The sequence below is a fragment of the [Phormidium] sp. LEGE 05292 genome (genome assembly GCF_015207735.1).
GTDB lineage: Bacteria > Cyanobacteriota > Cyanobacteriia > Cyanobacteriales > Aerosakkonemataceae > Floridanema.
On the sequence record NZ_JADEWG010000085.1, the window covers coordinates 16017 to 27818 of the forward strand.

Consider the following 11802-nt stretch of genomic DNA (forward strand, 5'->3'; position numbering starts at 1 on the left):
GAATGGGAACGCGCAGTCGGGATTTCTTCTAATCAACAACAACATATTTAAAATATTAGACCAGCCTTTTGGAAAGCTGGTCTTTTACCATTAGAATGTAAAAGTGGTGCGGATTGTGCCAATAACAATGTCGCTGTTGTTGCTATTATGATCGGGAGCAGTTATCCAAATTACTCCAGGGGTAATGGAGATGTTATCGGTTAACTGAAGTTGGTAAAAAGCTTCAACGTGGAAAGAAACATCATCATCATCGCCACCTAAACCAGCATTATATAAGTCTGTGGAAAGGCGAGGGCTAGCATCAGCAATTGGTTCTACACCAACTACAATTCCTCCCAAACTTCCCGGTTTTAACAAATCAGGAAAAGCGAGAGTAATTGCTCCATAATAAATGTCTAAACTACCTCGGTTCAGTTGTCCATCTAATGTGGAAAGGGTGCGACTATTAATGTAGCCACCCCAACCACCAATGACAAATCCGGGATTAAGTTGCCAGGAAAATCCGGCACCGTAAGCATTACTAGAAACTGGTAAGTTATTATTACCTGCAAATGGTTGGAAGGCTTCTAAAGTCGATCGCAAATTGGCTACGCGACTACCAGTAAGGAGGCTAGTGTTGTAGGAATTGGCATAAGTTAAACCAAATTTGAGACGTTCGCTTGGTTGAAATGTTAATTGGGCTAAAGCACCATAAGCCCCATTGAATAAACCTTCTCCTGAAAATGGAGAAGATGCTGAACCTGAGTCAGCGCGATACCCTAAACTAAGTTCAATACCATCAGTGAATTTGTGTCTTATTCCAATCCCTGTACCTTCCGAAAGGTAATAAATTGGTGGACGAGTACCAAAGCGAGACAAAGCACCAGTAGCCCCATCACCATCGAAGTAAGGATTTAGTGTATCGGTAAAGCCATCTGTACCGCTGGCATTAGCAGAAATAATTACTTCTGTTCTTTCTCCAATAGGAAAAGTGTAAGACAATTCATCCAATGCTAGGCTATTATCTGCGGTTTCAAAAGGGCCAGCACCAAAGAATAAATCGCCTTCTGGTGTAAAAGTGACGCTAGAAAAAGCTGGTAAATTACCTGCTTGAAGCCTGGTTAAAAGTGTGTCTTTTCCGGTGAAACTAGTAACAAAATTCAATCGGGCACGATAGCCAAATATTGGTACTCTTTCTAATCTACTTCCAAAAGCATTGTCTCCGGCAAAAATAGAAGCGGGGGCAAAAATGACTTCTCCTTCTAGTTTTGTGGTGGTGGAAAATTGCTGGGCTTCTACTGTAGTTACTCTGGCTTCTAAGTTATCTACTCTACCGCGTAAGTTAGCAATTTCGACAGAGAATTGTTCTTGCAATCTTTGCAATCGATCTAAATCTTCTTTACTTACTCCTTGGGGTAATGTGGCAATTAATTCTTGGATTCGATCTAAACAACTGTTCAATCCAGCGGCAAATTCGTAACGAGTCATGGCCCGATTGCCACGATATGTTCTGTCTGGATATCCTTCAATACAACCATATCTTTCAACTAAGGATTGTAATGCTTGAAATGCCCAATCTGTTGGTTGTACATCGCGCAGTTGGGATACTGATGTTACTTGTTCTTCGGTGTTTTCTGGGGTTGCATTTTCATTGGTATATTGGTTTATTTGTTCTAATATTGTTTGGGAAAGATTGGATTTAGAATCGCTGTTTTCTGGGGTTGTTGGGGGAGTGGTGGCGATCGCCTCTGCTGCTGCGGGTAGCGCGATCGCACCTGTGGACAAGGTGAAACTTGCACCAAACACAGCTGACCCCTTTAGGAGTTTATTGCTTAATATTTTCAACATTGATGGTTCCTAACCTCACACCAAATTTAGTCAAGACCTGAACATTATACGCTTTGTTCTAGAAAAACCAAGTATTTTTTTGTAAAATTATTGCAAATAAATATCAATAATTTTTTTTAAGTTTGTCTAGAATGAGATTTATTCTCATTTTAAATACAGTATAATCAGATCGATTCTCAAAAAAAGCTGCGGCAATCAAAGGAGAGAAGTTTTGGCTTGCCCTAAATTGGAGAGATTGTTTTTAAGTTTGCTGCTGGTTGTGCTACATATAACTGGGTGTAACCAGTCTAATTTGGTTTCTACGCCTACGCCTGCTTCTGGAATAGCCCAAACTTCGCCACAAACGCCAAAGCTGAAGGTGGTAACGACGTTTTTGCCGATGTATTGGTTTACCAAAGCGGTGACTGGAGATTTAGCCCAAGTAGAAATTTTAGTACCACCGGGTAGCGAAATCCATGATTATCAAACTACACCAAATGATGTGCAAGCGATCGCCCAAGCCGATGTGCTGGTAAAAAATGGTTTAGGCTTAGAGGAATTTCTCGAAAGTACTGTCAAAAATGCCCAAAATCCTAAATTGAAACAGATTGAAGCTAGTAAAGGTATTCAGTCTTTACAGGAAATTTCGCCTGTGGTAAAACCAGTCCAAACAAAAGGAGAAAATCACGATCGCGATCGTAAAAAAGGTAATCCTCATGTTTGGTTAGATCCAGTTTTAGCAATTAAACAAGTAGAAAATATTCGCGATGGTTTAATTGCTGTCGATCCAGAAAACAAGGATGTTTATCAAGTAAATGCTGCTGCTTATATTAATCAATTGCAAGCTTTGGATCGAGAGTTTCAACAAAGGTTAAAATTGTTTGGCAACCAATGTACTTTTATTACTTTCCATGATGCCTTTCCTTATTTAGCCAAGCGATATCAACTGAAGCAAGTAGCAGTAGTAGAAATTCCTGAAGATCAACTTTCTCCTGAAGATATCCAGAAGACGATCGCTACAGTGAAAAAGTATAATGTTAAGGCTTTATTTGGTGAATCAGGAACTGACAACAAATTGTTAAGCAGTCTTTCTCAAGATTTAAATTTAACTTTGCGAAATTTAGATTCTTTGGAAGGAGGAGATAAAGATCCACAGTATTACATTACAGGAATGAAATCCAATCTTCAAGGTATTGAAGCTGCCTGTCGGTAATTCCAAAATGGCAAAAGGAATATTGTTTGTAGTGGCGACTTTAGTCGTATACCCAGCAAAAATTTAGAGAGTTGAATTGTCAGCAATGAGTTTAACAAAAGTCCCGGTTTTAAAAGTGGAGAATTTGACAGTTTACCGAGGTAATTATTTAGCTGTCAGGGATGTTTCTTTTGAGTTAAAATCGGGTACTGATACAGCAATAATTGGCCCTAATGGTTCGGGTAAAAGTACTCTAGTTCAAGCAATTTTAGATTTGTTTCCCAAGAATTCGGGCAATGTAGAAATTTTTGGTCGTCCATTGAAAAGATTGGGGAGTTGGCGACATTTTATTGGTTATATTCCCCAGCATTTTATTTTCGATCGCAGTTTCCCAATATCTGTAAGCGAGTTGGTAGGATTGGGATGGCAAACAGAAAACAGTCAAGAACAAATATTCAAGCTGCCTAAATTTTGGCAACGAAATGGTGAGAAGGAAAAAGCGATCGTTAATGCTTTACAACGAGTTAATGCTTATCATTTGCGACAACAAGCAATTGGTACTTTAAGCGGTGGAGAATTAAAACGAGTTTTACTTGCTTATTGTTTAGTTAGTCCGCGCAAGCTTTTAGTTTTAGATGAAGCTTTTGCCGGAGTAGATATTTCTGGAGAGGCTGATTTTTATTATTTATTAAATGAACTAAAAAATGAGCAAGGTTGGACGGTTTTACAAATTTCTCACGATTTAGATATGGTAAATAGTAATTGTGACCAAGTGATTTGTTTAAATCAAACTGTAGTTTGTTCGGGAAAACCAGAGGCTATTCTTTCACCACAAAACCTGTTAGCTACTTATGGGCCAACTTTTAGTCGCTATCAACATCGGCATTAGTATCTGTTGTATCTGTAGAGACATTGTATACAACGTTTCTACAGATACAACATATTTACAAGGATTCCGTTTCGTCTAAATGTTCAGCAACAGCTTGGTAAAGTTCTAAAACATGATGGTCTTTGAGACGATAAAATACATTACGTCCCCGCTTCCGGTAGCTTACTAGTCTCATCGATCGCAAAACTCGCATTTGATGAGAAACTGCGGATTCAGACATTTCCAAAGCTGCTGCTAAGTCGCAGACACAAAGTTCTTTTACCGCTAACATAGAAAGAATTCGCAAGCGGTTAGCATCTCCCAAAAAACTGAAAAATTCTGCCATTCTTTGGGCTTTTTCTGTGAGGAGAATTTGCCCTTGAAGATCAAGAATTTCATTATTAATGGGACATGGGAAATCACAACTTAATTTTTCGGAATTAGATAACAATTTGCTTTCTATTTCATTAACAGCAGGTTCAGCTGACATTTCTAAATTGTAATTGCTAATTGATTTTGATGCTTTGTTTGAATTAAAGAGGTCTGAAAGTAATGATTTGGCTAAATTTACTTTCTCATTACAATCCTAACTTATTAGCTGTCATTAATGTCAGCAATTTGCTGGAATTGTTGCAATTTCCTTTTATGCAGAGGGCGATCGCAGGTGGTATTCTAATGGGATTATTAGGAGGCTTACTCGGTAGCTTTGTCACTCTGCGACAATTATCGTTTTATAGTCACGCTGTTGGACATTCTGCTTTGGTGGGAATTGTTTTAGGTGTACTCCTCCAGTTGAATCCGACTTGGATGTTGTTACCTTTTATTCTAATTTTTGGTGTAGTTGTACTTTATTTAATTGACCAAACCGATTTAGCTAGTGATACTATTCTTAATGTTCTTTTATCGGGGACTTTAGCAATTGGAATTATCCTCAGTAGCTTCATTCGCGGCTACCGAGGCGGTTTGATGAATGTGTTATTTGGGGATATTCTGGCGATTAATCAGGTAGATTTGATTCTCACCTTAATCTTGCTTTTTTGCAGTGCTATTTATCTCTTATCTACTTTAAAAGAACAAGTTTTATTAACTCTAAATTTGTCTGTGGCTAAAGTGCAAGGTATCCCAGTTCAGCTACACCGTTATTTGTTTGTGGTGTTGCTTTCGTTAACTGTAGCTTTGGCGACGAAAGCGATCGGGATTTTGCTGGTAAATGCGTTTTTGGTGATTCCAGCTGCGATCGCCAAATTACTGGGCCAAAAATTCAGCACTTTTCTCACATTGTCAATAATTTTGGGTGCTCTCAGCAGCATCATTGGCATACTTTTCTCAGGTCTTTTTAACTGGCCCTCTGGCCCCAGCATTGTTTTAGTCCAGTTTTCCCTGTTTTTAGTGGTTGCCGGACTAACTGGGCTGAGAATGGCGATTAAATGATACTGCTGAGATTCTAAAAACTGACTTTATTAAATTAACAGCTACAACCTTGATGACCACACCCTTTACCTTCCGGGTGTCCATTGGCACAGGCATCGCTGCAATAGTATTTGTCATCTTTTTGAATAGCATCACCAATGGAAACTACACAAAGGCAAGATTCACAAGCGCATTTCATGGTAGTGACAGTGGCCATAGTTATTTCCTCATCGATTCTCATTTAACTTTAATATATGAACAATTATTCAGATAACACTCTTTATAAATCTTCAAAAAATCTGCGTCAACTTTTTCTCACTAAAGGCTTGCTAAAATCTTAATTTGTCTGTTATATTAATTAAGCGTCAAAAACAAACAAAAAAACACGCAATAACAGTCCGCCGGGATAGCTCAGTCGGTAGAGCAGAGGACTGAAAATCCTCGTGTCACCAGTTCAAGTCTGGTTCCTGGCATCAAATTAAAACCCTTACATCCTGAATGGTGTAAGGGTTTTAGGCTTTTAAGGGGTATACGCTGCGGTGGGTGTTATTTGAGGTGTTTAAGGTGCAGTTGAGGTGCAATTGATGGTCGGGATTGCGTTTCAGCGATTGGGGTAAATTTGGGGTAAATGAGTAGAATGGAGAATAAATTACCTCAAATATCTTATATGTACTCACAAGCGTTGTTGGGTAAAGCTTCTAAGGGTTCAGTGCAACTAAAAAATTCCAACCAGCGATTACAAATAGTCTTCTCGTATCCAGTAGAGATAGAAGGTGAAATGCAAAGGAAGCGGTTCTATATCAGTACTGGCTACGCTGATACTCCTGAGAATCGAGAAAAAGTAAGCCATCTGGTCACGATAATCAAAACAGATATTGAATATGGTCAAGTTGATTTAAGTCTTCAGAAGTACAAACCTACTGCATCTCTCTGTACTGTTACCCCAATTACCCCAATTCAAAAACCAAAGCCCCAGTTAGATGAACTTTGGGACAAGTATAGTCAGTTTAAGAAACCGCAGGTTAGTCCTAGTACATACACCAAAGACTTTTCTAAGCATCGCAATCACATCGCTAAATTACCAACGCGATCGCTAGATGAAGCGTCTACTATTCGGGATTACTTATTATCGAATTTGACTCCTGATGCTGCTAAACGGTGTCTCATTCAATTTAAAGCTTGTTGTAACTGGGGATTGGAAGAGGGGTTAATTGACACAAATCCTTTTGCAAAAATGAAGATCAAAGTGCCAAAGGGTTTATCTGAGGAACAAGATATTATTCCGTTTACGAAGGAAGAGAGAGATTTAATTATTCGTACTTTTGCTGGCGATCGCTATTACAACCATTACACTAATTATGTCCGGTTCCTCTTTTTTACAGGGTGCAGACCTTCAGAAGCAATAGCCTTGAAGTGGAAGTACATTAGTAACAACGTAATTCAATTTCGGGAATCTGTTGTTGTTTCCGAAAATGGTTTAGTTCTCAAAAAGGGATTGAAAACCCAGAGTAAACGAGATTTTCCGATTAATTCAGAAGTGCAGGCAATCTTAGATGAGATTCGTCCTGAAATAGTCGATCCTGAGTCATTTATATTTACTAGCCCCACAGGGAAATTTATTGACCAGCACAATTTTTCTACTCGTGCTTGGAAGTCGATTTTAGCCAAGTGTGAAATTCCTTACCGGAAAAGCTATCAGACTCGACATACTTTTATTAGCTTGTGTGTAGAAGCAAATATTAACAGTACAGCGATCGGCAGATGGACAGGGACTTCTGCCAAAATGATTGATAATCATTATGGGGCGACTAACTTTACTAATCTCAGACCTCCCGATCTTTCTTAAATCATTTACTTACCAGAACCAATATTTTTTTCTCCTAAAACACTCCAAGGATGAGGAGTATTTAAAATTTCTGGGTGGCTTTGTAATAAAGTTAAACCTACAAGCAATGTTGCTACAGATAAAGCTAGGGAACCAGAAATAATTTTGGCTAATGTAACTATTTTTCCCAGGCGTTCTTGGCGATCGCTTTCTACAGATAACATCTGCGTGGGAAGTTGCATCTGTTCACTTAAATCTTGCAAATTCTTCACTTCCAGAGTAACTTCTGTTTTGCTTAGTTGAATAAGTTGCAGTTCTTTTAACTTTTGAATTGCTTCGAGAATTTCTGTGTAATTATAAGGTTTTTCCCGAAATTCGGCTGACCAAGCTTGAAAGTCTTGCAAATCAACAGTTAATTTTGGGTTAGCTGCAACTCTGGGCAATAGCCATTGGTAAAGTAAAATTGCACAGTTGGTTAATTTTGTTTCTAACATAACTATCTCCTTAAGATTACTAGGGCTTAATGAAGGAGACTGGTTAGGAACAGCTAATTTATTAATTGCTATTCTCAAAACTCTTAGTCCTTACTTAATTATTTTTCTCTATTTCCGCTAGTTCCTGTCACCCTAGTCAATGATTTTTTACACTTCCTATAATAATTGTTGCATAAATAACAGTTTTCGATATGCTTTTGTGTATTAACTGCATAAATCTCTACAATTTTACGAACTCATGACAAAACAACGACTGGATGTATTGTTGGTAGAACTTAACTTAACTTCTTCTCGGCAGTTAGCGCAGAGGTTAATTCAGGCAGGTGAAGTGTTGGTCAATCAACAGGTAGTTGACAAAGCGGGTACTTTGGTCGATAGTTCTGCCCAAATTAAGGTGAAACAACGATCGCCTTACGTTTCCAGGGGTGGCGAAAAACTGGCTAAAGCTTTAAAATGCTTTACTATTCCGATCGCAGGACGCATTTGCTTAGATGGAGGCATTTCCACAGGCGGTTTTACTGATTGTTTGCTGCAAGCTGGTGCCAAGCTAGTTTACGGCGTGGATGTCGGGTACGGACAAGTTGACTGGGGGATTCGCAACGATTCCAGAGTAATCTTAAAAGAACGCACTAACCTGCGCTATCTGACTCCAGACGAGTTGTACGGAAATGGAGAAATTGCTGATTTAGGGGTAGTGGATGTTTCGTTCATTTCTTTGGCAAAAATTCTCCCTAGCTTATGGCAACTACTTCAATCTCCCCGTGAGGCAATTTTGCTTGTTAAACCGCAGTTTGAAGTAGGAAAAGAACGGGTTGGCAAAAAGGGTGTGGTGCGCGATACTGACGACCAAGCAGATGCGATCGCGCAAGTAATTGCAGCTGCACAAGCGATTGGGTGGCAATATTGTGGCTTAACCTGGTCTCCAGTAACAGGCCCCGCTGGTAATATAGAGTATCTTTTGTGGTTGAGTATGGACAGCCAAAATTCGACACCCGATCTGACAACACTCAAAGAGCTTACCAAAACTGCAAAAGAGGAACTTAGTAATACAGTCGATAACTGATTTTCTAACCACTTATCTAACCTTTAATTCAATGCGGTTTCTTCAATTAGTATTTAGATTACTAATCTACATCTTTGTTATTTGTAGCCTGGTTTTCTTCACAGTTAGCCTCAAGCTGATAGCCAACTTGATCGGTGAAGAGCTAATTTACAACATTCTGATTATTGGGGAATTTATAGCTATTTTTCAGGTGGTTGAATTTGCCAATATAATTATTTTTGCAGTACTCGGTATGGGCTTTGGCGTAGCTAGCGTCATCTTACCAAAAATTTGTCAGCTCAAAACAAGCGCCGTTTTGTTAATCATTATAGTACCTCTAATTTTTAGTATTACTCCTATCCTTAAATATAATACTTGGGTCAAAGAAATTGCTGACAATGAGAAGCTCACATACCAACAAGCACAAGACTTAAGTAACTCATTTTTAAAATCTAGAATTAATTTAGAAGGGTTTTTAGGTTTCTATTCTTATAGTGCTCAATTTCCCGTCTTACCACGCACAAAAAAAGAAATGGTTCTCGCGGTAAAATTAGAGAAGAAAGTCCGATATGAACTCACTAGTTTAACTAAAGATCCTAATCTAAGCCAACAAAAAGTTTCTATTTTCTTAGCTTATGGGAATTGGGCAATTCGATTTTTCTACTTCTCATTATCAGTATTTACTACGATCGCTCATTTTCATATTGGTCGTCAAACAATTGAAAAGCAACTAATAAAAGCGCGAACTCCCATGTTTCCCCCCATACCCCATCGTCATCAAATGCCCCAAAACAAAACTGTTAGACAACCTGTGCCCCAGAGAGGTAAACCCAAAGCACCTCCTATTCCCCACCGTAGTCAATCTGTAAAGCCAGAACTTCCTCGAGGCAAATTGAATAAATGAAATCGATTAAATTAAAACTGAAATCTTTTCCTGTTTGGGTTTTTCTTGCCACATTATTGGTGATTACTAGTATTTGGTTAATTATAGATATTACTATACCCAAAATACCGATTTTGGGTTTTCATAGTATTGTTGATACTAAAAAGTTAGCGGGGAAAAACAATAACCAAAATTTCCCAAAAATCGATTATACTAAGGGAGATTTCGGTGAAGTTTTAGACTATTTGGTGAAGCATAACTTTTGGTTTATTTCAAGTCAAGAACTATACGATTATTTTATATTTAATTCACGAAAAATTCCGTCTGAACATATAGGCCAAAGACCAATAATGCTGACATTTGATGATTCTTACAAAACTTTTTATACAGATTTATTGCCAGTTTTGGAAAGTATAGCAAATAAATATAATCAGAAAGTTAAAGTGGTATTGTTTATCAATCCTGGAAGAATGGCTAATCATGAAAGTAAAACTTCATATAACATTACTTGTAATAATTTGCGAGAAGGATTGGAAAAGGGCTTTTTTGATATTCAGTCTCATGGAGAAAATCACAAAAAACTTACTGATTTAAACACGAAAGATTTAATTTATGAATTAGAAACAGCACAATTGCAACTGAGGAAATGTACCGCAGGTTTAGATCCTAATCAAACAGTTGCTTCTCATCTAGCTTACCCTTACGGTGCTTCAAATCCGAGAGTGGAGAAATTTGCGGCTAGATACTATAAATCAGCATATTTGTACAATAGTCGATTTTTTTGGCAAGGGTGGTTAAAAAATAAATACCAAATACCCCGTTTAACGGTTAATCACCAAAAAGCTCCTAAAGGACTGATCTATGTAGCGGAAAAAGCTCTTAAAATAAAGGGTGAATGATGCGTTAAGCCAATAAGATGAATTCGGTTGGTAAGAGTTTCACTTAATAAAAGTATACAAGTTGAAAGTTCGATCGCTAGAGGTTTAACTATGACTACAGAAAAACAAGCGCGGGAACAAATGGCGCAACAGCGTCTGGAAATGGAACATCTTCAAGAGTCAATGTTGAATCGTGCAGAAGCAGAAGTTCAGCAAGGAGATAATGCTGCAACTGAAGAGTTAGCACGACAACAAATGACACAACAACGTTTAGAAGCTGAACAAACTAAGGAGTCAATGTTGACTCGTTCGGAAGCAGAAATTACTGAGTAGGTTTATCAAAGTGTTGCTGCAATTCTGAACGTAAACGATAGAGAATTGTGTGGGATTCTACCTGACTGAGTATTTCTTGAATGACTGTATTTGGCCCTAATTGTCCCCAAGTGCAGCCTTTTTCTAAGTATACTTGAGCAGCGCGACCGATCGCATAAGCCCCATAACCCGCAATCCCTGCTTGAGCGATCGCAGCACCCGCATAAGCTGTAATATTAGTAGGGTTTTCTCCCGCAGAAATTGCCGCAGCACTTTTCCCTAATCCCCACAAGAAACTAGTACCGATTTCTCCTAATAATAAACCACCTGAACTTAATAAAATTGTTTTTAATAACTTACCAGCTTCGTAACTAGTCATTGGTAAATTATACAATTTTGCTAAAGCCCGAATTAATGCTAAATCTGTTAAAGTCCCGCCGACAACATCTAAAAAAGCAATGGGATTTACGGCAATTGCGATCGCTTTATATTTAGTAAACTGCCAAATTAAATCTTCCGCTTCTTTTTCCCGCATTTCTATACTTTTTCGGGCAATTCTTTCTTCCATATCCCTAGCTTGAACTAAGGCATTTAAGGCAAGTAGCGATCGACCTTCCCGATTCAAAATCTTGAGAATTTTCTGCTTTAATTCATTAATTTGTGCTGGTGGACTTTCCCACTCATAACTTACCTTGCCATCCGGCATTTCTACCCTAACTTGTAAAGGTGCAGGTTCCGCTGCTATCATCACAATTTCATCAGGTGAAAGTAACTCTTGTAAAATTGAATCATCGCCACTAGCAGCACCTAATTTTTGCAGATTTGCGTAAATTGTTTGTCGGTCTTGTTCGGGATAAAGGTCGATTTTATTAAACACTAAAATTATCGGTTTTTGCGCTTTTCGTAATTGACAAAGTGCTTGATACTCAGTGCGAGTAATATCTCCAGAAACTACAAATAAAATTAAATCAGCTTGACGCGCCACATCTTGCGCCATTTTCGCCCTAGCTTGACCTTCAATTTCATCTAATCCCGGAGTATCAATTAATTCCACTTGTACCTGACTACTCCCCCCCTTATTAAGGGGGGGTT

Annotated in this window: 13 protein-coding genes and 1 tRNA gene; 9 read left to right on the forward strand and 5 right to left on the reverse strand. The window is 38.4% G+C overall.

All coding sequences use genetic code 11. From position 1 onward, the window contains the following. Positions 1-90 precede the first annotated feature (90 nt). Entirely contained in the window at positions 91-1827 is a 1737-nt protein-coding gene (locus tag IQ264_RS21060; protein WP_193982765.1) for an iron uptake porin, read from the reverse strand. A gap of 211 nt (positions 1828-2038) precedes the next feature. On the opposite strand from IQ264_RS21060, the gene IQ264_RS21065 reads away from it, so the two are divergent. Together IQ264_RS21065 and IQ264_RS21070 are read left to right on the forward strand one after the other, a co-directional pair. After that, the gene (locus IQ264_RS21065; protein ID WP_228061696.1) at positions 2039-3019 is read left to right on the forward strand and encodes a metal ABC transporter solute-binding protein, Zn/Mn family; all 981 of its coding nucleotides are present in this window, start codon (positions 2039-2041) and stop codon (positions 3017-3019) included. Between the two features lie 85 nt (positions 3020-3104). Beyond that, complete coding sequence (locus IQ264_RS21070; protein WP_193982766.1) at positions 3105-3887, forward strand: metal ABC transporter ATP-binding protein; 783 nt, start codon at positions 3105-3107, stop codon at positions 3885-3887. 55 nt (positions 3888-3942) lie between these two features. On the opposite strand, the gene IQ264_RS21075 is transcribed toward IQ264_RS21070, so the two are convergent. After that, positions 3943-4356, reverse strand: coding sequence for an ArsR/SmtB family transcription factor (locus tag IQ264_RS21075; RefSeq protein WP_193982767.1), 414 nt, complete (start codon positions 4354-4356; stop codon positions 3943-3945). A gap of 62 nt (positions 4357-4418) precedes the next feature. On the opposite strand from IQ264_RS21075, the gene IQ264_RS21080 reads away from it, so the two are divergent. After that, a complete protein-coding gene (locus IQ264_RS21080; RefSeq protein WP_193982768.1) occupies positions 4419-5297 on the forward strand; it encodes a metal ABC transporter permease in 879 nt (292 codons plus the stop codon). Between the two features lie 34 nt (positions 5298-5331). Here IQ264_RS21080 and IQ264_RS21085 read toward each other — a convergent pair whose 3' ends face one another. Further along, positions 5332-5493 (reverse strand): metallothionein, encoded by a 162-nt coding sequence (locus IQ264_RS21085; RefSeq protein WP_193982769.1) that lies wholly within the window; start codon positions 5491-5493, stop codon positions 5332-5334. 183 nt (positions 5494-5676) lie between these two features. Between IQ264_RS21085 and IQ264_RS21090 the strand changes: the two genes are divergently transcribed. Both IQ264_RS21090 and IQ264_RS21095 read left to right on the forward strand, forming a co-directional pair. Then, positions 5677-5749: transfer RNA gene (locus tag IQ264_RS21090), tRNA-Phe, on the forward strand. Positions 5750-5904: 155 nt separating this feature from the next. Beyond that, positions 5905-7122 carry a site-specific integrase gene (locus IQ264_RS21095; protein ID WP_228061697.1) on the forward strand — a complete coding sequence of 406 codons (1218 nt, stop codon included), beginning with the start codon at positions 5905-5907 and terminating at the stop codon, positions 7120-7122. A gap of 5 nt (positions 7123-7127) precedes the next feature. Here the strand turns inward: IQ264_RS21095 and IQ264_RS21100 are convergent, their stop codons facing one another. Continuing rightward, positions 7128-7595: a hypothetical protein gene (locus tag IQ264_RS21100; RefSeq protein WP_193982770.1), complete on the reverse strand. Its 468-nt coding sequence runs from the start codon at positions 7593-7595 to the stop codon at positions 7128-7130. Positions 7596-7833: 238 nt separating this feature from the next. Here IQ264_RS21100 and IQ264_RS21105 point away from each other — a divergent pair, with 238 nt between their 5' ends. From IQ264_RS21105 to IQ264_RS21120, 4 genes are all read left to right on the forward strand, one after another. Beyond that, positions 7834-8658, forward strand: coding sequence for a TlyA family RNA methyltransferase (locus IQ264_RS21105; protein ID WP_193982771.1), 825 nt, complete (start codon positions 7834-7836; stop codon positions 8656-8658). 31 nt (positions 8659-8689) lie between these two features. After that, the gene (locus IQ264_RS21110) at positions 8690-9541 is read left to right on the forward strand and encodes a hypothetical protein (protein WP_193982772.1); all 852 of its coding nucleotides are present in this window, start codon (positions 8690-8692) and stop codon (positions 9539-9541) included. Continuing rightward, entirely contained in the window at positions 9538-10419 is an 882-nt protein-coding gene (locus tag IQ264_RS21115; RefSeq protein WP_193982773.1) for a polysaccharide deacetylase family protein, read from the forward strand. The genes IQ264_RS21110 and IQ264_RS21115 overlap by 4 nt, the downstream gene beginning before the upstream one ends. A 90-nt stretch (positions 10420-10509) precedes the next feature. Continuing rightward, positions 10510-10731 (forward strand): hypothetical protein, encoded by a 222-nt coding sequence (locus IQ264_RS21120; protein ID WP_193982774.1) that lies wholly within the window; start codon positions 10510-10512, stop codon positions 10729-10731. Here IQ264_RS21120 and IQ264_RS21125 read toward each other — a convergent pair. Then, positions 10721-11802, reverse strand: a 1082-nt coding sequence (locus IQ264_RS21125) for a GTP-binding protein (RefSeq protein WP_193982775.1), incomplete at its 5' end; no start/stop codon positions are given. The genes IQ264_RS21120 and IQ264_RS21125 overlap by 11 nt on opposite strands.